Source organism: Leptospira sp. WS58.C1 (genome assembly GCF_040833995.1).
In the GTDB taxonomy this organism is placed as follows: Bacteria; Spirochaetota; Leptospiria; order Leptospirales; family Leptospiraceae; genus Leptospira_B; species Leptospira_B cinconiae.
In genome coordinates this window covers 1032984-1051821 of sequence record NZ_CP162137.1, presented here as the reverse complement: position 1 = coordinate 1051821, position 18838 = coordinate 1032984, and the positions used below count along the sequence as shown (strand labels likewise).

The window sequence follows — 18838 nt, the reverse complement described above, 5'->3', positions numbered from 1 at the left end:
TCAAACGCCGATTTGTTTCATTAATTTCTTATAAAGTTCGAAATAATCCGAACGAGAGAAGTCGCGGATCATTTCATCAGGGAGGTTTCCTAAAAGTTCATCCAGATAAAGAAGAATACGTTTCATCTCGTCCTGAGTAGGAATCGCCTCTCCGGACTCAGTCTCTTCCGAAGCGGCACCTGCTTGGCGAATTTCTTCCAGAGGAGAAAGTTCATTCTCATCTGCATACTCGTCCAAAACGAAGATCAGTTCCGGTTCCGGAGTTAATCTTTCAATCGTTGGAACGATCTCCGCACCTATGTTTCCCGCAAAATCCAAACCTGAAATTTGGATATCGTCTTCCATGGAGCCTAACGCATCCAAGTCGTTTGCTTCAGGAGGAGAAGATAATAATTGGTCCAAGTCCTCGGAATCCACTTCCTGAGGAGCCTCGTCCGATAATAAATTTCCTAATTCGTCATTGGATAATGTGATCGGCTCGTCCGCTTCCTCTCCCAGATCCCAATCGGAAGGAGCAGCGACGGCATTCTCATCCGCGGGTCCGAGATCGTTCAGATCCGCAACAGGACCATCCCAATCAATATCATAGTTAGAAGATACATCAGGCGTTCCAATGTCTTCTAACTCGTTGATCGGAAGAGCGATCGGTTCATCCGAATCGTCCATCAGATCGGTAGAGGCGGTTTCAACTTCAGGCTCTTCTTCGAGTAAATGACCTAACTCATCTTCGGATAATGCAATCGGTTCATCCGCTTCCGTATCCAGGCTGAAATCACCGAATTCTACGGGCGAAGTATCCTCATGTTCGACAGGCGGAGCATCCGCAAATATATCCGTATCGGAAACTTCTTCTTCTCCGGAAGATAATAGATCTCCCAGTTCGTCGTCTGAAAGTGCAATCGGCTCGTCTTCTTCGGAATCGAGAGAAGAAACCGTTTCTTCCTCTCCGGATAGTAAGTTTCCAAGTTCGTCATCCGAAAGTGCGATCGGTTCGTTATCGTCCATGTCGGAAGAAAGATCTAAGGAAGTACCCGTATGTTCTTCTTCCTCTTCGGTCCCGGAAGATAATAAATTTCCAAGTTCATCGTCCGAAAGTGCGATCGGTTCGTCCGCCTCTTCGGTTTCGGAAAAGAAATCCTGTTCGGAAGTTTCCGTAGATGCAAAATCCATCGAATCGGAAGTCCCTAAAATATCCTCGTCGCTTGCGGAAGTGAAGTCTCCTAAAGATTCTTCGAATACTTTTTCTTCGGACTTAGGACTATCTTCAAAATCTCCCAGATCCAATCCGGTATCCAAAGGGTTTTCTTCTTCATTCATTCCGAAATTTTCAAAATCGGAAACAGGGAGAGAAATGGATTCATCATCTCCACCGAATTCGTCTTTTGTTTCGTCCGGCTCGGAATCAAAATTAAAATCGCTTAGGTCCAATTCGGAGGAAGGATCGGATACTTCCTCCATTCCGAACTCGGATTCGACTGTAGGAGCTCCTACCGAATCCAGATCGTCTAGTTGGATATTTTCGATCTCGTCATCGTCGCCTGATGATAATAGATTGCCTAACTCGTCATCAGAAAGTGCGATCGGTTCATCAGCTTCTTCTTCCATATCCAAAGCGGAAGAAGTATGTTCATCGGAAACGGAACCAAGATCTAAGTCTCCGAAATCTCCCAATTCTTCGAAGGAATTTTTGCTTTCGGAAGAATCCCCATCACCTTCGAGAAGGTGGTCCAGTTCATCGGTAGAAAGTGCGATGTCCTTTTCTTCTTCGTCTTCGAAATGAATGTCTTCCGTCAATTCGGAAGAAGGTGTGGAAATATCATCCCCACCAAGGTCGCCGAATCCGTCTTCTTCTTCCAGGTTAGGGCTAAAGTCCTCCGCCATGATATCGTCTAATTCATGTTCTGAGAGAGAAATCGGGCCCTCGTCATCCGAGATCAATTCATCCTCATAAGATTTAGCGGCGGAATCTTCGGACGCGGAAACTTCTTCCTCCATGGAGAAATCCGAAAGATTGGAACCTATATCAATATTATGTAATTCTTCGTCGGAAAGTGAGATCGGTGTTTCATCATCTAGGTCCGCATCTGAGAATCCCACGATCTCGTCTTGGTCGGAAGATTCCGCGGCCCAATCGAATGGTTGGTCGTCCGAATGGAATGCAGAGGAAGGAATATCTCCCGGTTGAGAAAAATCGCCTAAATCCAAGGAACCTAAGTCCCCGAATGCTTCCTCATGATCTTCCGACACGGAAGGTGCGGATTCTTTCCAAGAAGGAGCGGAGGAGGATGGTGTTGGAGAAGAATTCAGATCGTCGTCTATATCCAGAAGTCGATCGATCTCGGCGTCGATCATCGGATCAGTAAGTTCGAAATCAAAGTCATCGTCCAAGTGAACGGACTCGTCTAGTTGGCTTAGGTCTGAACCGAAATCCGCTTCGTCCGGTTCAAAATTAGGAATATCATCCGGATAATCGTCACCGGATGAAGCGAGTAATTCCTCGAAGCCTTCGCTGTCTATAGAATCTCCCGGAGCGGAATCGAAATTAAAATCGGAGGAGTCGCTGTCATTAGCCAAGAGAGAATCTATTTCGTCCAAGCTCATTTCACTCGGATCAAAATCCTCTCCGTTTCCGGTCGGAAACCCCTCTCCCTCGTCTATCGTAAAATCGTCCGCCATGCTTCCTACAGTATGCTAAAAATCCGACTCTATAATTCGGAGGATCTCCTAAGTTGCAGGAAATACAATCCGAAAATATTTCGAGATGGTTCCCTTATATTATAGGACCTTCTCTCTTATAATCCGCCCCAAAACATAGTTTTTCAAAAATGTCCATTGGAGGGCTTCAAGAACCTGGACCATTGGCCAGCTTCTTAAATGGGAAACTTCTTCGGCCTCGGCCGATAGAAGTATCCCTTAATAATTTTCGGAATTTGGAACCCCTAAATATTAGCGGGAAGCCGCTAAAATTCGGGTTTTTGCTTTTAGGACGAGAGTATTTTTCTCGCTGGAGGCAGGTAGAGCTTCCGCTTCTTCTAGGGCTTTTTGGGCGGCAGCCAGGTCGATATCTTCTTTCAAACTACCGTGGTCCGTCAAAATCGTAACTTTATTGTCTCTTACTTCAAAAAACCCGCCTTCGATTGCGGCAATTTTGGTTTTATTTCCTTGTCGGACTTCCAACACGCCGATCCCAAGCAGGGAAACAAGAGAGGTATGGCCCGGATACACTCCGAAAAATCCTTCGCTTCCAGGCACGACGATGCTGTCCGCATCGCCATGGAAGAGTAGTTTTTCAGGAGAGATTACCGATACGTCTAGCTTGGCTGCCATCGATTATGCTCTCAGGTTTTTGGACTTCTCGATCGCGTCTTCTATGGTTCCTACCATGTAGAAGGCTTGCTCCGGAAGGTGGTCGCAATTTCCGGAAATCAATTCTTTGAAAGAACGAACTGTATCGGAAAGTTTTACGTATCTTCCAGGAGATCCTGTAAATACTTCCGCTACGTGGAAAGGCTGAGAAAGGAATTTCTCGATCTTTCTTGCACGAGCCACCAGAACCTTATCGTCCTCGGAAAGTTCGTCCATACCAAGGATCGCGATAATATCTTGAAGATCTTTATAACGCTGCAGGATCCTTTGAACCTCACGGGCTACACCGTAGTGTTCCGCTCCCAAAACTTCTGCGTTCATCACGCGGGAAGTAGAATCAAGTGGGTCAACCGCAGGATAAATCCCTTTATCGGAAATCGCACGAGAAAGAACCGTAGTTGCATCCAAGTGAGCGAATGCGTTCGCAGGAGCAGGGTCAGTCAAGTCGTCCGCTGGAACGTAGATCGCCTGAACGGAAGTGATCGATCCTTTACGAGTAGAAGTAATACGTTCTTGGAGAGCACCCATCTCTGTGGAAAGAGTCGGCTGATACCCCACCGCAGAAGGCATACGTCCGAGTAGAGCCGATACTTCCGATCCCGCTTGGGAAAAACGGAAGATATTGTCTACAAAGAGTAATACGTCTGTTCCGATGGAATCACGGAAATGTTCCGCCATTGTAAGAGCGGAAAGTGCCACGCGAAGACGAGCGCCAGGAGGTTCGTTCATCTGACCATAACAAAGTACGGTCTTGTTGATAACTCCGGATTCTTTCATCTCTCTCCAGAGGTCGTTTCCTTCGCGAGTTCTTTCACCAACACCTGCGAACACGGAAAATCCACCGTGCTGTTTCGCGATATTGTTGATCAACTCTTGGATAAGAACCGTTTTACCTACTCCGGCTCCTCCGAAGAGTCCGGTCTTTCCTCCCTTGATATAAGGAGCGAGAAGGTCGATGACCTTGATCCCTGTTTCGAATACTTCCGTTTTAGGGGAAAGGTCTTCGTAACCAGGTGCAGGTCTGTGAATCGGCTTACGCTCTTTCACTTGAATAGGAGCGCCTTCGTCGACAGGCTCACCCAATACGTTAAAAATTCTTCCAAGAGTCACGTCCCCGACCGGAACGGAAATAGGAGCTCCGGTATCGGAAACTTCCTGGCCTCTGGTCAACCCATCGGTGGAAGAAAGTGCAATTGCGCGCACTGCGCTATCGCCGATATGCTGTTGCACTTCGGCTACGATTTTTTCCTTTTGGCCGTTGATTACCGCATTGATCTCTAATGCGTTAAAAATTTCGGGCAGATGTCCGGATTCGAACTCGATATCCAAAACGGATCCGATGATTTGTTTTACTTTACCTATGCTCATCCAAGTACTCCAATACCAGAACTAGTTTAGCGAGTCCGCACCCGCTACGATCTCCGAGATCTCCTGAGTGATCTTCGCCTGACGGATACGGTTGTAACCGCGGGTCAGAAGTTTGATCATCTCGGAGGCCGCGTCCGTTGCGGATTTCATGGCCACGCGTTTTGCGATCTGCTCGGAACAATTCGCTTCCAAGATCGCTTTTAAAAATGCAGTTTTTACAACTAAAGGAAGAAGTGATTCCAAAATGTCAGCCGGGCTCGGTTCGTATAGAACGTTGGAACCGACATTCGTTTCTCCTTGTGCTTCGAACGGAAGAACCTTAGTCACTTCTGGTTCTTGGTTTGCGGAAGAACGATACACTGTGGAGATAATTTCCACCGAATCCACTTCTTCTTTTGCAAATAGATCCAAGAAGAAGTCCGCAAACTCTTCCGCTTCCTTGTAACCGGACTTGTCATCGATATGAGTATAGGATTTTTCTATTTTCTCTTTTGCGAATTGAAAATAGGAAATCCCCTTTTTACCTACGACAAAAAGTCGAACATTTACGCCCTGATCCTTCAACTCTTGGATGCGAGTTCTTGCCAAACGGATCGTCTTGGAGTTGTATCCTCCACAAAGACCTCTGTTCGCAGTGATCACAAGAAGAGCGATCGAACGGATCGTATTCGGTTTTCTTAAATAAGGACTTTTTACTACGGAAGCCAAGGAGGCAAGCGCCCCCACCAATTCTTTAATTTTGTTGGAGAATGGATGGGACGCGTTCACCCTATCGCTCAACTTTTTGGACTTGGCCGTAGCGACCATTTCCATAGTTCGAGTGATCTTCCGAGTGTTCTTAACGGAGCTGATCCGCTTCTTTATTTCCCTGGGTGTAGCCAAGATTTTTCTCCGCTTACTTCAGGTTCCTAACAAAGTCGGCTGCGATAGAGGCGATTACCTCTCCCAGTTTTCCTTCGTCCGAAATTTTCTTTTCGGTGCGGATTGCGTTCAATATTTCAGGGTATTGTGTACGAAGAACGTTCAGTAAATGTCCTCCGAACTCTCTCACCTTTGGAACCGGAACCTTGTCCATATGTCCTCTGGTTACCGCAAAAATTTCGACCACTTGCTCTTCCACAGGATAAGGGCTGGAAACAGGTTGTTTCAGCATCTCAACGATACGATATCCTCTGTCCAACTGAGCCTGAGTTACCGGATCCAAATCGGTTCCGAGCTGAGCGAATGCTTCCAACTCTCTGAACTGAGCTAATTCCAGTTTCATTTTTCCTGCGACTTGTTTCATCGCTTTAATCTGAGCGGCTGAACCAACACGGGATACGGAAATACCCACATCCACTGCAGGACGAACCCCGGATGCGAATAAGTTGGATTGCAGATAGATCTGACCGTCCGTGATGGAAATCACGTTAGTCGGAATATAAGCGGAAACCTCGCCCTCTTGGGTCTCGATAATCGGAAGGGCGGTCAAAGATCCCGCTCCGTATTTTTCGTCCAATTTAGCGGCTCTCTCTAATAAGCGAGAGTGAAGATAGAATACGTCTCCAGGATAAGCTTCGCGGCCCGGAGGTCTACGAAGAAGAAGACACATTTGGCGATAAGCAACCGCTTGTTTTGATAAGTCATCATAAACAACTAAGGTAGCCTTTTTCTCGTTATACATGAAGTATTCCGCGAAGGAACATCCGGAATAAGGAGCGATGTATTGCAGAGGAGCAGGATCGGCAGCAGTTGCGGAAACCACGATGGTATATTCCAGAGCTCCAACCGCTTTTAGTTTTTCTACGATAGTCGCTACAGTGGAAGCTTTTTGTCCGATTGCTACGTAAACGCAGATAACTCCGGATCCTTTTTGGTTGATGATCGTATCCAGAGCGATGGAAGTTTTACCGGTTCCACGGTCTCCGATGATCAACTCCCTTTGTCCACGGCCTATCGGGATCATTGCGTCGATACTTTTGATACCGGTTTGAAGAGGCTCTTCTACCGGTTGTCTTTTGGAAATACCGGGAGCAGGGCTTTCTACCGCGCGGGTATGTTTTGCATTGATCGGGCCTTTACCGTCTACAGGCTCTCCGAGCGGGTTTACCACGCGGCCTAATAATTCAGGACCGACCGGAACTTCTAAAATTTTATTGGTTCTCTTAACGGAGAAACCTTCTTTGATGTTCTTATATTCACCGTAAATGATCACACCCACGGAATTGTCTTCCAGGTTGAACGCCTGACCGCGGATCCCGTTTTGGAATTCCACAAGCTCTCCGGCCATTACGTTTCTAAGACCGAAAACTCTCGCAATACCGTCCCCTACTTCCAGAACGGTACCGACTTCTTCGACGGCGAGATCCTTTTTATAATTTAAAATTTCCTGTTTGAGAACCGACGTGATTTCGTCCGTTTTAATTTTCATACACAACTCCGACCGGTAATTTACTATCCAGCAAGGTTTGCCTTACTTTTCTGAGTTGGTTCTTCATAGAACCATCGATTGCCAAATCCTGGAATCGAACCACAAAACCACCGATAAGGCTGGGGTCCTCCTTAACTTCCAAGATAAACTCTGATTTGAATCTTTCTTTTAATACTTCCCGTAATTTGGAGAGCTCAGTCTCACTCAATAACGGATAACTTCTAACTTTAGCGCGAACTCTTCCAGCTTTGCGATCCAGTTCTTCCTTTAAAGCGTCGTGGATTTCGGAAAGAAAGGAAAATCTTCCCCTGCGAAGAAGTACGTGTAAAAAGTTCAGAGTGAGCTCCGAAATTTTTCCTTGGAAGATTTTGATTAAAACCGCTTCTTTTTCTTCTCGTTTAACCGCAGGAGTATCGAAAAAATTACGAAACAAAGGTTCAACGCGGAAAATTCCTACAATCGAATCCAATTCTTGCTCGGCTTCTTCCGGTGAAGAGCTAGCGTCCGCAAATGCGGCCGCGTATGTTTTTGGGATCGCTGAATAGCTCATTTGTTTACGCGCTCAGTTTTTTGATCTTACCTAACTCGTTCTCAATAAAGGACTTGTAATCGTCTGCCTTTAACTGTTTCTCCAAGACCAATCCAGCGACCTGAACGGTCATTTCAACGATCTGTCCTTGGAGTTCCGCCAATGCTTTGGATTTTGCAAGTTCGATGTCTCTGATTGCGCCGTCTTTGAGCGCCTTCACTTCTTTCGAAGCATCATCCAACATTTTGTTTTTCAGGTTAGTAGCGTCCGATTTGGCTTCCGCTACGATTCCGTTAGCTTGGTCCTTTGCTTGTGCGATTCTTGTTTCATAATCTTTCAGCAGAGCTTCCGCTTCGGAACGTACGTCAGCAGCCTTACGAATATCGTTTTGGATGGTCTCAGCTCTTTCATCCAGAGCCTTGAGGATCACATCCCAAGCGAAAACTTTAAGGATAATAACGACTATCGTGAAGGTAATCAGGGTCCAAATGATCAGACCCGGATTAACATCTAATAGTGCGCCTAATCCCCTGTCAGCTGCCAAGAGAAACAAGATTATTTACCTTCAGCCGGTGCAGAAACTTCAGTTTTAGCAGATGCTTTAGAAACTGCTGTGTTCAAAGTTCCGCCTGCGAGGAACGCAATCACGATTGCGAACAGAGCCGCACCTTCGATAAGGGCTGCAGAGATGATCATCGCAGTTTGGATTTTTCCAGCTGCATCAGGTTGACGGCTGATTCCTTCAGCGGCAGAGCCACCGATTCTTCCGATACCAAGACCTGCGCCTAAAATAGCGAGCCCAGCTGCGATTCCTACTCCGATGTATCCTAGTCCGAATTCCATTGTACTATTTTCTCCTATTTGAAATCAAAACGCTTATAATTAAAATTAGTGCCTATGCATACTCGAGCCCACAAAGAGCGAGGTCAGAAGAGCGAAAACGTAAGCCTGCAAGAAAGCCACGAATAATTCTAAGAAATAGATCGCAGTTGCTCCGAAAACCGAGATCGGCGCCACTCCCCAAGATTGGAATTGGAAGATAAATCCGAGTAACGCTAAGATAATTACGTGTCCTGCTGTCATATTCGCTAAAAGACGCACAGTGAGTGCGAACGCTTTCGCAAGAGGAGAAATAATAAACTCCAAAGGCCACATTAAAATGTATAGAGGCCAAGGCACTCCGTTCGGAACGGAATGAAGAATAAACTTCGGTCCTTGGTAAACGAATCCTGTTCCGTAAATCAAAAGTAAAGTAATGAGCGCAAGAGTAACAGTAACCGAAACATCACCTGTTACTGTGATCCCATTCCAAACTTTTGCGATCCAGATGGGCTCGTGGTGACCGGAATCCGCATGTGCGGTTGCCGGAACTTCTTCTCCTGCGTTGATGGATTCTACACCGAGCTGGATCACTTCTCCAACCGGAGGAATGAGCCCCATCAGGTTACAGAAAAGGATAAAGAAAAATAATGTAAAAATATAATGATAATAAGAATGTCCGTGACCGTCCGTATTTGCATCCACCACATCCTTTTTCAAAAAACTCACGAACGCTTCTACTGCGTTTGCGAATCTACTTTGTATTTTTAAAGGATTTTTTGCGATGAGGCGAGCGGCAGGAATGAATACGATCAGAAGAAAGAAGGAAACAATCCACATCATCGTTACGCGACGAGTGATATGGAGATCAATTCCACCCACGAAGTGGAATCTATGACCTGTGGAATGATCCACAAAAATATTTTCCGAATGAGGATCGAAAGCTTCATGGCCTTCGAAAACTTTCTTTCCGCCCACGTTGAAAGGAAACTCAGCATGATCCATCAAGTGGTGAACCAGCACCTCGTTTAGGTCGAAAGGTTTGGAAGCTTCTCCCTCGGAGGCAAATAATGGAAGTGAGAACAATAATAATGCGGTTGCGAAGATTTGTTTCAACATACTTGTAAAGGATCCTCTCGTAAACGACAGGAAGAAAGAGTTTTGGGAGCTGAAACCCAGGGTTCTATTTCCCGCAAAGCATCTCTAAAACGTTTTTTAAAGCGTTTTAAGCGGTCACCTTGCGAATACCAATATTAAAAGGTTGGCGAAATGGGCAATAAAAAAACCAATCACGAAACCTTCACGTTCGCCTCTCCAGATAAACAGTACTAAAACGGCTAAATGAATAAAAAAAGACAGAACAGTCGTTCCAAATTGGAACGGAAAACCTTCTTTGGAATGTTTCCAAAGTAGATAAAATCTAAAATTATAAATGGACAAGGATGCTAAAAGAGATATTACAATTCCCTTCCAGAAGCCAGGGTCGGGAACCGCAAAGAATCGGAACCATACTCCAAAGGCAAGAAGAAGGACGGCAAAACCTAAATAATACTTTTTAGGTTGTAATAACCCGTCGGAGTCTTTCATCCCCTAAACCGGGTTTTAGTCCTTTTTGTCAAACTGGGAAACTCTGGTGAGAAGATAATAAATCCCGTAGCCGAAACCGAAAATCGCCCCGAACAATATCCCGAAAGGAGACCAACCAAAACGTCCATCCAGATACCTTCCTATAAAAACGGAGGCAATGATGATAAAAGCGAACTCGGTTCCTACGCTAGCAAGCTGCCAGGGTGAGGCATCTTTCTTTTCGGGAGGCTTTTGATCCGGCTCGCTCATATTTATTCTAATACGGTTCCGATACGATACCAGCGGACCTGCATTCTGGGAATTCTGTAGAATATAGTACTCTTGAACCAATTCATATTAGAACCGATATCGCCACATTTCGATTTAAATTCTTCCGGATCGTATTTTTGAGCAGAGTCCCCGTTCATTCCGAGGTCTTCCGCACTTTTATAAGCGCAAACATGGTCCTTCCAGTTGATGGAGAAATAGATCAATGCCGCCTTTCCTAGTATATTGTCCCTGGGAACGAATCCCCAAAATCTAGAGTCGGAGGAATTTGTGCGGTTGTCTCCCATCATCATGTAATGATCATCCGGGATCACACAACCCGTAATTTGGAAACATTCCGCATCTTTAAACTCATGGGCATAAGGACGCGTATTCCCTTCGATTACATAATGCTCGAAGCCCGGTTTCTTTTCTTTAAAAAGATAATATTGAACAGCGGCATCGTCGTCCAAGTCGTCGAATAGATTTCCCTTCTCTTCGTCCTTAAAATCATAAGAGGAGAAGGTAGTACTTCCTTTTTCCATGTATTCTATCTTACCATAGACTGTAGGAAATCCATCTCTCTCATGTAATACCTTTACGATACGGATCCTATCGCCAGGAAGACCGATCACTCTTTTTACGAATCTTTTCGGGAACAATCCTTCCTTTTCTTCGGGAGAAACGGCTCCATCGGGAGGGATAAAGGTTACGATATCCCCTCTTTTAGGATCATCATATCTTTTTAGTTCTATATCCGTAAAAGGAAGTCGGAGAGAATATCTCATCTTGTTTACGAATAGAAAATCCCCTATCTTCAAAGTAGGAAGCATGGATCCCGAGGGAATATTGTTCGCATCCAACACGGAAGATTTAAAAGCTAAAACTAATAAAACGATAAAAAAGAAAGAGAGAGTGGAATCTACGGATTCTTCTCCGAATAGTTCCTGGATCCAAGTAGGAAGTTTTTTCAAAAAGGTACTGCCCTTCGGCTGGCTCATAGGTCTATTGATACGGGATCGGCATTTCCCGTCAATTCGGAAGACGAAGCAGCTTTTTTCCCAAAAATCGTTACTGTTTTTTAGAAACGGACGATACTAGAAACGTGAAAGAGCAGATAGACCGCAAAATTATCGAACTTCGCCGCCACCTGATTTCTTTGAAACAGAGTTATCCCATCGTAGGACTGAAGGGAGGCACGGAAACGGAAGATATGGATTCGGACGAGATCCGAGCGCTCCATATCGTGGCGAAGGATCTGGTTCCGGTCACCGTAAAGATCGGCGGGCCCGAAGCTAGGACCGATATTCGTATGCTCGTTAAAGAAGAGATCGAAGGGATTTCCGCACCTATGATCGAATCTTCTTATGCTCTGAAAAATTTTATTTCTACTCTCAAAAGTATGCTAAGTCCTGTGACTTATTCCAAAGTTACTAAGGCCATCAACCTGGAGACGATCACAGGTTATAAAAATTTATTAGAGATCGCCGACTCGAGTGCGTTCGATGATTTGGATCAGGTAACTGCCGCAAGATCGGATCTTTCCGCTTCTATGGGTATGATCCCGGACGATAAAGAAGTGATGAAAGTCACTCGCACAATCATTGCCATATCCAAAGATAGAGGCAAAAAAACTTCCGTGGGCGGAACGATCACTAAGCAGAATTTCAGAAAGATCGCCGAAGAGATCCGCCCGGACAAGATCAACTCCAGGCATGTTTGCGTGGACGCCGTAAAATCTCTGGAAAAATTTCCGGAAGAAGTCGCAGAAGTTATGCTACAATTCGAGATCGAACTGTACGATCTATTCTCTCTATTAAAACCCGAGAAGGCCTACGGTTATAAGAATAGAATGGAAACCAATCGGGAAAGGATCGGATCTAGAAAGGTTCTCTATTCCATTCGGTAAACAATGGCCAAAGATACAAGAGACCTAATCCTAAGAACGTCCCTCAAATTATTTTCCGAACAAGGGTATCACGGCTCTACTATGAGGCAAATCGCACAGAGAGCCGGCTTATCCTTGGGCCTTGCCTATCGTTATTTCGAATCCAAGGAATCGATCTTAGAAGGGATCATCGAATCTCATGATACGATCCTAAAAAAATATCTCCCTGAAAAATTGAACTCCACCGAGAATAAAGCCGAGTTGATCCAATTTTTGGGCGGACAGATCATTAAATTAGTAAAGGAGAACGAGGAATATCTCCGATTGTATTGGAGCCTTATGCTTCAACCCAAGATCCATAGATTAAAAAAACGCAATATTCATTTGGTAAATCTGATCTTTTATGAAAATTCCAAAAAGATCATCCTGGCCTTGAAGCCGAATTACACCGAGTTCGAAGTGAAAAATCTTACCTCCGCCATCATAGGTTATATGATCAATCATTTGACCAACAAGAGAGAATTCACCCTGGAAGATTTCCGCGCGTATATCGTTTACGCATTGGAGAACACCTAAACTCCACAGGTTAGGAAAGAGTCGTATTAGGATAATCTGATGATACGCTTCCTCTCCTTCCCCAATCCAAAAGTAAAAAACTCCTCCACAAAAGCGATAGTCCGAAAAGCGGATGCTACTTTTTTAAAGAACTTCTCATTAAAAAAGACCCTGAACAAGGAAAAAGTCTGGTTAGATGTGGAAGACCCAAGTCCCGAAGATTTGGTTTTCTTATCTAAAAACTGCGGATTCCATGATCTTGCGATAGAAGATTGTATGAACCGAAACCAAAGGCCTAAGTTCGAAGATTATGAGGATCATGCTTTTATTGTTCTACATAGTTTCAGGTCGGAAGGAGAACAGTCGTTTTCCGCGACGGAAACTCACGTATTTTTCAATCGTAAATTTATCGTTTCCGTTCATGAACATAAGGAACCTTTGATTGACTCCCTTTGGAACCGGACTCTTGCCGACCAAAATTTCATCTCCAAAGGAACGGACCACGTTCTCTACCTATTATTCGACCTTTTAGTGGATTCCAATTTTCCGATCCTGGACCAGATCTCTGAACAGATCACGGACTTGGAAAATCAGATCCTGATCAGCGAAATTGAACCGGATTTCATTACGAATATATTATATGTAAAAAGGAATTTGGTCAGGATGAGAAGGGTCCTTTCTCCCCAACGAGAAGTGCTCAATCTGATCATGAGACACGAGGAAAAATTCCTTTCGGAAAGGGTACGTTTTTATTTTAGGGACGTATACGACCATCTGAGTAGGCTCGTGGAAACCATCGATATGGATAGGGATCTGATCGGAAACTCTATGGATGCCTACTTTTCCTTTCTTTCCCAAAAAACAAACGACATTATCAAGCGTCTTACACTGGTCTCCATGATCTTTATGCCGCTTACCTTTTTGACCGGTTTTTTCGGTATGAATTTTACGGAACTTCCCTATGAGAACAAGCTGGTCCTAAGCGCCTCTTTGATCACAATGCTGGCCATCCCTAGCGTTATGATTTTATATTTTAAATATAAAAATTGGTTCAAAGATTAGTCCAACTCTTATGGACAAAAAAATCGCAATCGTAACCGGCGCAAGCCGAGGTATAGGCAAAGAAGTTTCCAAACAACTTGCCAAGTCGGGGATCCACATTGTTTGCGCTTCCCGCAAAAAAGAAGATTCCGAAAAAACGGTCGTCTCCATCCGTCAAGAAGGAGGATCTGCGGAAAGTTTTGCCTTGGACGTCTCCGATCCGAATTCCATCCGAACTTTCCTAAATGATGTGCTTTCTAAATATCCGAAAATCGACATTCTTGTGAATAACGCCGGCGTGTATCTGGATAGCGGATCCATCGAAAATACTACATTAGAAATGTTGCAAGGAACCTTGGATACGAATCTCATAGGTCCTTTCCTTCTTTCCCAAAAGATCTTAGGCGTAATGAAAAAGAACGGTTACGGAAGAATCGTAAACGTTAGCTCCGGGATGGGCCAACTTTACGATATGAGTTCCGGATATGCTGCATATCGTATTTCTAAAACGGCGCTGAACGCTTTGACTCGTATCCTACATTCAGAATCTTCCGGCAAGGATATCAAAGTGAATTCCGTTTGTCCCGGTTGGGTAAGAACGGATATGGGCGGTAAGTCGGCAACTCGCTCGGTAGAACATGGTGCCGAGACGATTGTTTGGGCCGCTCAATTAGATAAGAGTGGTCCTTCCGGTGTTTTTCTGAGAGATAAAAAAGAGATCCCTTGGTGAGCATTTCGCGCGGAGATAGATTTGTAGGAATTCCTAACTCTACAGTTTCGCGTCTCAGCGCGAATAACTCTTACTAAACATTTTTAAAACCTGCGCCTTACTTCCCGAAAAGGCTTTTCACTCCTTCCACAAATTCCCGGCCCACCGGAAGATTGGTCTCATCCTCGTCTTTCAGATAGATCGTATATGCACCACCCGCTTGGGATTTTGCAGCAGAGACAAGATTTCGATTTACCATATGTTTTCTATGAATTCGCAAAAAATCCGTCTTAGGTAATTCTTTCTCTAGATCACCTAGTAACTTTGCAGTCTCATAATCCCCGTCCTTGGTATGAAGAACCGAACGTTTGCCGTTAGCGGTAAGATAGTATAGATCCGCATACAAGACACGATGGATCAAACCTCCGTCACGAAAAACAAATACTGGATCCGGCTCTCCGTTTGCTCTGGAATTGGATATCGACTTTAATTGCAGATGGTGAAGCGCTCTTTCCATACAAGAAGCAAATCTTTCTTTCGTGTAAGGTTTCAAAAGATAATCGCAGGCTCCCACCTCGAACGCCTTTAGTGTATGTTCCCTATAAGCAGTTGTGAATACCAAAACCGGGAGATTTTCCCCTATTTCTTCCAATACCTGTAGTCCCGTTTTTTCGGGAAGATTGATATCCAAAAAGACCAAATCGAATTTTTCTTTTTTTAGGAGATCGATTGCCTGAGAGCCTGTTCTTGCGATCCCGCACACTTCAAATTGGGGCCAATATTCCAAAAATTTTCGGAGCAGGTCCCTGGCGGGGACTTCGTCCTCTATCACTAAAACCTTATATAGCACGCTATTCATCTTGATGCGAATTCCAGTCGTAATGTGGTGATTCCAAATTTGTCTTTTTCTAATTTGAGTTCCGCTTCTCCGAAATTATACTCTAACCTGGATTTTATATTATTTAAGGTACGAGAAAATTCGGATTTTTTATATTCAGGCAAAAGATGATGTTCCTGTTTTTCGTTCCCGTTATTTTTAATCTCTATTTTTATCCTTCCGAAAGTTTCGGTCGCACTGATCTCTAATATCCCTGCCTCGGAACGATTTTCTAATCCGTGTTTAAAACTATTTTCCACTAACGGTTGTAAAGTGAGAGGAGGTATCCTAAGTCTGGAAAAGTCTCCCACTTTTTTGATCTTGATCGTCAAAGAATCCGAAAACCGTATCCTTTGTAATTCCAGATAATTTACCGTAAAATCCCATTCTTCCGAGAAAGGGATAGTTTTTTCGAAGATCCTATCTGATAAAAACCTGTACGTCTCCGAAAGTAGAATAAGTGCGTTATCCGCTTTTTGCGGATCCGTCATGAGTAGGGAATGGATAGTGTTCAAGGTATTGAATAGATAATGTGGATCCATTCGATTCTGAAAGGTCCTGTATTGGATATCCTTCAGTTCAGTTTCCATCTTCTTTCTTCTTTCGATCAGGATCTGCATGGATTTTTCCAAAAAGGAAATGAATAACGCCAATATCAGGCTGCTTAGGAGAATATTATAAGACCCTCCGTGAGGTCTTTCCACCCCTTCTCCGGCCAATAATAATACGTGAATGATCCCGCCTGAAGCGACTCCCAGCACCGATGCAATCACCGAAGCGACGACTAAGAAGGCACCGGTAAAAAATGCTCCCCTGTTCATTCGGTTCAAAAATTCCACCGAAAATTCCACTATGGAACATACACAATGTGTGGTCACCTGGGTGGCCAAGAACACCTTCCAAAAAGGTGCGTGGGAATTATGAGCGACTAACAGCGAATTCATCGTTCCGATCACGGTATTAATGGTTAGCCAGAACAATATCTTGAAAGTGCGCATAGAATAGATGGTCGAAAAATTTTTTCCGGTTCCGACTCCACTGATCTCGTATTCTTGTAACCCGTCGATCCCCTTTTTACAATCTTATTCCAGGGAAAGTATCGTTTATTCCGATCGAGCAGAAACTACGGAAATCGGATCGACCCCTTTGTTAAAAAGAAAGTCTGGTAGACAAGAGAAGAAGGATAGGTTTATCTAAACGAAATTTTTTCTTTACGACTTTTGTCGGCAAGTAATCGAGGGGGACCTCTTTGAAAAAGACATCAATTAGAAAACTGATCACCGCAGCTTGTTTTATTATGGGATCCGTACATTTATCCGCAGAGGAAATCGTAACAACCAAGAAGGACGAACCGGATGGCTTTTACGGTTTGAAGATAGGCGGTATTCTCTCTCCTTCTTATAACCAGAGAATGAGAGATGGGGGCTCCGGTCTTACCAACACCTATTTGAACGAGGAGCCCGGCTTCTCGACACCTTGGACCCTTTTGACCATCAATAAAGAATTTAAGGAAACCGGTGTCAGCCTGGAATTATGGGGAGAATTATTACGTTCCGCACAAGTAAGCGCAGATACGAGAATGGATGGAGGGGCCAAATCCAATCCTTATATTTTAGGGATTAGAAGGGCTCTTGTTCGAAAGACCTGGGAAACCGGATTAGGAGAATATTCTCTGACTTTCGGAATGCAGGAACTTCCCCATACTTATACACAATGGAAAAATTACTGGAGATGGAGGTATGTGGATAGAGGACCTCTGGAAAGCCTGGGATTTGCTCCTGCCCCCGCCGATATCGGGTTAGGTGGAACGGGAAAATGGGATAACGTATCCGCTCAGGTTGTTCTTTCCAATGGAGAAGGTTACAGGCAGACCCAGAACACCGACTCCACAGGTTTCGATCTTTCCTCCAGAGTTTCTTACGAACCTAAAATAGGCGATGAGAATCGGATAGGACTTCATTTCTTTTACCGATCGGCAAATTTAACGGGTGCAACTTCTTCCGATTGTAAGGAAGGAACCGCATGTCTTGCCTCGGATAATAATCTTGCTACCACCCTTAGGAAAGATGTTCGTTCCTTAGAAAGTGACTCTTATGCTCTTGAAGCTAATTTTGATCGTAAAAAAATTCTTAACTTTGGACTTGGATACGTGTTTAGAAAACAAAAAGGCGGCGAAGTCCGAGACATTTCCAATCCGTTCGGAGCTGTTACTCCGGGTTTGGACTCCACCGGCACTGCGGCATACGCATGGTTGTCTCTAGGATGGGGGGATCTTAGGATCGTGGGTAGATTAGAAGGAGGAAGCGGAAGAGACGGAATACTTTCCGCAAACCGAGCTCAAATAAACCAGATCATGCCGGGAAGTCCTGAATCGGATTATTGGAATATACAAACCAATACCATAGGCCCTCAGGTAAATTCTTCCGGTTATTCTGTCCGCTCTTCCTTTAGAAGAGGTTCAGTATTCATGGAATGGAATATTACGGATTCTTTACGTATTGCCCTTGGATATACGGAATCCAGGAACAGGGATAAGGACGGAAACCGAGAACAATCTTATGTGGACGGGTCCGGGAACGAAAGGACTAAAGCGGAATATTTACAACAATTCCAAGGCGGTGCAAATAACGGGATCGTATCCTATGGCCGCCTGTCCAAAGAGCTAACTCTTTGGACCACCATCGAATTTTAAGGAGAAGTTTATGAAACTGAAAGTTTGGATGATCTTGAGCTTAACACTGTCCATCGGTGCCTTGGTTTTAGTGAGCCAAGAGAACAAAGAAAAGGACGCAAGAGTTTCCTTCCTAGTCGGAAAGGTACAATTGCAAAAAGGAGGTAAAGGAGGTTGGAACATCCTAAAACAAGGAGACCTGGTCTCCGAAGGGGATATTGTCTCCACTGGAAATGCCTCCAAAACGACCCTACTCTACAAGGGTTCGGAGTTTAAAATCCTACCGAATACAAAACTGAAAATTTCGAGTCTATATAACGAATCCAAGGACGGTCAACTGGAAGTTCAAAGCGGATTTGCCTGGTTCCAACTTGTGAACCTAAAAGGTAAAAAATTCGAGGTTCGGACTCCGACTACCACTGCAGGCGTTAGAGGAACCGCATTCTCCGCTTTTCACGACCATAAGACCAAGGATTCTTCATTCTGCACTTGTGAAGGCAAAGTTTTGATGAACGGGACAGGTGATCCGAAAGACGGGACTATGCAGGAAAAAGGAAACGGCGGATATTATCCGGGAGACGGAGCGGAACCGAAAAGAAGTTCATACGAGGGAATTATCGTAAAATTCAAATCTCTTCCTCCTTTCAAGGACTTGATGAAAAAGAATATTTCCTTAAAGAACTGTCTATCCTGCCATATTCCTCAAGGTTGGACACCGGAAAATTCGGTTCCAAGTGATGAGACCTATGGCGGAGGAAAGATGTAAATCTTA

At 44.4% G+C, this 18838-nt stretch carries 20 protein-coding genes; 6 read left to right on the top strand and 14 right to left on the bottom strand.

What is annotated here, in order from left to right; all coding sequences use genetic code 11:
* The 12 genes from AB3N61_RS04850 to lepB form a co-directional block, all read right to left on the bottom strand.
* Positions 1-2676 (bottom strand): hypothetical protein, encoded by a 2676-nt coding sequence (locus AB3N61_RS04850; protein ID WP_367898622.1) that lies wholly within the window; start codon positions 2674-2676, stop codon positions 1-3.
* A gap of 270 nt (positions 2677-2946) precedes the next feature.
* Positions 2947-3327, bottom strand: coding sequence for an ATP synthase F1 subunit epsilon (gene atpC, locus AB3N61_RS04845; protein WP_020771277.1), 381 nt, complete (start codon positions 3325-3327; stop codon positions 2947-2949).
* Between the two features lie 3 nt (positions 3328-3330).
* Positions 3331-4734, bottom strand: a complete 1404-nt coding sequence (gene atpD, locus AB3N61_RS04840) for a F0F1 ATP synthase subunit beta (protein WP_367898621.1) — start codon at positions 4732-4734, stop codon at positions 3331-3333.
* Between the two features lie 21 nt (positions 4735-4755).
* Complete coding sequence (gene atpG, locus AB3N61_RS04835; protein WP_367898620.1) at positions 4756-5616, bottom strand: ATP synthase F1 subunit gamma; 861 nt, start codon at positions 5614-5616, stop codon at positions 4756-4758.
* Between the two features lie 13 nt (positions 5617-5629).
* Positions 5630-7144, bottom strand: coding sequence for a F0F1 ATP synthase subunit alpha (gene atpA / locus AB3N61_RS04830; protein WP_020771125.1), 1515 nt, complete (start codon positions 7142-7144; stop codon positions 5630-5632).
* On the bottom strand, positions 7134-7694 hold the full coding sequence (gene atpH, locus AB3N61_RS04825) for an ATP synthase F1 subunit delta (RefSeq protein WP_020771376.1): 561 nt from the start codon (positions 7692-7694) through the stop codon (positions 7134-7136). Before atpH ends, atpA begins: the two co-directional genes overlap by 11 nt.
* A gap of 4 nt (positions 7695-7698) precedes the next feature.
* Positions 7699-8226, bottom strand: a complete 528-nt coding sequence (locus AB3N61_RS04820; RefSeq protein WP_020771267.1) for a F0F1 ATP synthase subunit B — start codon at positions 8224-8226, stop codon at positions 7699-7701.
* Between the two features lie 2 nt (positions 8227-8228).
* The gene (gene atpE, locus AB3N61_RS04815) at positions 8229-8516 is read right to left on the bottom strand and encodes an ATP synthase F0 subunit C (RefSeq protein WP_020771187.1); all 288 of its coding nucleotides are present in this window, start codon (positions 8514-8516) and stop codon (positions 8229-8231) included.
* Between the two features lie 45 nt (positions 8517-8561).
* A complete protein-coding gene (gene atpB / locus AB3N61_RS04810; protein WP_367898619.1) occupies positions 8562-9611 on the bottom strand; it encodes a F0F1 ATP synthase subunit A in 1050 nt (349 codons plus the stop codon).
* A 114-nt stretch (positions 9612-9725) separates the two neighbouring features.
* Positions 9726-10079 carry a hypothetical protein gene (locus tag AB3N61_RS04805; protein ID WP_367898618.1) on the bottom strand — a complete coding sequence of 118 codons (354 nt, stop codon included), beginning with the start codon at positions 10077-10079 and terminating at the stop codon, positions 9726-9728.
* A 15-nt stretch (positions 10080-10094) separates the two neighbouring features.
* A complete protein-coding gene (locus AB3N61_RS04800) occupies positions 10095-10328 on the bottom strand; it encodes an AtpZ/AtpI family protein (RefSeq protein WP_020771472.1) in 234 nt (77 codons plus the stop codon).
* Positions 10329-10330: 2 nt separating this feature from the next.
* Complete coding sequence (gene lepB, locus AB3N61_RS04795; RefSeq protein ID WP_367898617.1) at positions 10331-11326, bottom strand: signal peptidase I; 996 nt, start codon at positions 11324-11326, stop codon at positions 10331-10333.
* 104 nt (positions 11327-11430) lie between these two features.
* Between lepB and AB3N61_RS04790 the strand changes: the two genes are divergently transcribed.
* Genes AB3N61_RS04790 through AB3N61_RS04775 form a run of 4 tightly spaced genes read left to right on the top strand, consistent with a single transcriptional unit; the run spans position 11431 to position 14539 of the window.
* Positions 11431-12234 (top strand): aldolase/citrate lyase family protein, encoded by an 804-nt coding sequence (locus AB3N61_RS04790; protein ID WP_367898616.1) that lies wholly within the window; start codon positions 11431-11433, stop codon positions 12232-12234.
* Between the two features lie 3 nt (positions 12235-12237).
* Complete coding sequence (locus tag AB3N61_RS04785) at positions 12238-12789, top strand: TetR/AcrR family transcriptional regulator (RefSeq protein ID WP_020771102.1); 552 nt, start codon at positions 12238-12240, stop codon at positions 12787-12789.
* Between the two features lie 39 nt (positions 12790-12828).
* Positions 12829-13830 carry a magnesium/cobalt transporter CorA gene (gene corA / locus AB3N61_RS04780; protein ID WP_367898615.1) on the top strand — a complete coding sequence of 334 codons (1002 nt, stop codon included), beginning with the start codon at positions 12829-12831 and terminating at the stop codon, positions 13828-13830.
* Between the two features lie 10 nt (positions 13831-13840).
* Positions 13841-14539: an SDR family oxidoreductase gene (locus AB3N61_RS04775; protein WP_367898614.1), complete on the top strand. Its 699-nt coding sequence runs from the start codon at positions 13841-13843 to the stop codon at positions 14537-14539.
* Positions 14540-14636: 97 nt separating this feature from the next.
* Here AB3N61_RS04775 and AB3N61_RS04770 read toward each other — a convergent pair whose 3' ends face one another.
* Together AB3N61_RS04770 and AB3N61_RS04765 are read right to left on the bottom strand one after the other, a co-directional pair.
* The gene (locus AB3N61_RS04770) at positions 14637-15377 is read right to left on the bottom strand and encodes a LytR/AlgR family response regulator transcription factor (protein ID WP_020771100.1); all 741 of its coding nucleotides are present in this window, start codon (positions 15375-15377) and stop codon (positions 14637-14639) included.
* On the bottom strand, positions 15374-16339 hold the full coding sequence (locus tag AB3N61_RS04765) for a sensor histidine kinase (protein ID WP_020771250.1): 966 nt from the start codon (positions 16337-16339) through the stop codon (positions 15374-15376). Before AB3N61_RS04765 ends, AB3N61_RS04770 begins: the two co-directional genes overlap by 4 nt.
* Positions 16340-16644: 305 nt before the next feature.
* On the opposite strand from AB3N61_RS04765, the gene AB3N61_RS04760 reads away from it, so the two are divergent.
* Together AB3N61_RS04760 and AB3N61_RS04755 are read left to right on the top strand one after the other, a co-directional pair.
* Complete coding sequence (locus tag AB3N61_RS04760) at positions 16645-18087, top strand: hypothetical protein (RefSeq protein ID WP_367898613.1); 1443 nt, start codon at positions 16645-16647, stop codon at positions 18085-18087.
* 10 nt (positions 18088-18097) lie between these two features.
* Positions 18098-18832 (top strand): FecR domain-containing protein, encoded by a 735-nt coding sequence (locus tag AB3N61_RS04755; protein ID WP_020771518.1) that lies wholly within the window; start codon positions 18098-18100, stop codon positions 18830-18832.
* The last annotated feature ends 6 nt before the right edge of the window (positions 18833-18838 follow it).

Bases quoted from the DNA above. Each gene is read 5' to 3' on its own strand.
- AB3N61_RS04850 (WP_367898622.1), bottom strand. From the start codon at position 2,676: ATGGCGGACGATTTTACGATAGACGAGGGAGAGGGGTTTCCGACCGGA.
- atpC (WP_020771277.1), bottom strand. From the start codon at position 3,327: ATGGCAGCCAAGCTAGACGTATCGGTAATCTCTCCTGAAAAACTACTC.
- atpD (WP_367898621.1), bottom strand. From the start codon at position 4,734: ATGAGCATAGGTAAAGTAAAACAAATCATCGGATCCGTTTTGGATATC.
- atpA (WP_020771125.1), bottom strand. From the start codon at position 7,144: ATGAAAATTAAAACGGACGAAATCACGTCGGTTCTCAAACAGGAAATT.
- atpH (WP_020771376.1), bottom strand. From the start codon at position 7,694: ATGAGCTATTCAGCGATCCCAAAAACATACGCGGCCGCATTTGCGGAC.
- atpE (WP_020771187.1), bottom strand. From the start codon at position 8,516: ATGGAATTCGGACTAGGATACATCGGAGTAGGAATCGCAGCTGGGCTC.
- atpB (WP_367898619.1), bottom strand. From the start codon at position 9,611: ATGTTGAAACAAATCTTCGCAACCGCATTATTATTGTTCTCACTTCCA.
- AB3N61_RS04805 (WP_367898618.1), bottom strand. From the start codon at position 10,079: ATGAAAGACTCCGACGGGTTATTACAACCTAAAAAGTATTATTTAGGT.
- AB3N61_RS04800 (WP_020771472.1), bottom strand. From the start codon at position 10,328: ATGAGCGAGCCGGATCAAAAGCCTCCCGAAAAGAAAGATGCCTCACCC.
- lepB (WP_367898617.1), bottom strand. From the start codon at position 11,326: ATGAGCCAGCCGAAGGGCAGTACCTTTTTGAAAAAACTTCCTACTTGG.
- AB3N61_RS04785 (WP_020771102.1), top strand. From the start codon at position 12,238: ATGGCCAAAGATACAAGAGACCTAATCCTAAGAACGTCCCTCAAATTA.
- corA (WP_367898615.1), top strand. From the start codon at position 12,829: ATGATACGCTTCCTCTCCTTCCCCAATCCAAAAGTAAAAAACTCCTCC.
- AB3N61_RS04775 (WP_367898614.1), top strand. From the start codon at position 13,841: ATGGACAAAAAAATCGCAATCGTAACCGGCGCAAGCCGAGGTATAGGC.
- AB3N61_RS04770 (WP_020771100.1), bottom strand. From the start codon at position 15,377: ATGAATAGCGTGCTATATAAGGTTTTAGTGATAGAGGACGAAGTCCCC.
- AB3N61_RS04765 (WP_020771250.1), bottom strand. From the start codon at position 16,339: ATGAATTCGCTGTTAGTCGCTCATAATTCCCACGCACCTTTTTGGAAG.
- AB3N61_RS04755 (WP_020771518.1), top strand. From the start codon at position 18,098: ATGAAACTGAAAGTTTGGATGATCTTGAGCTTAACACTGTCCATCGGT.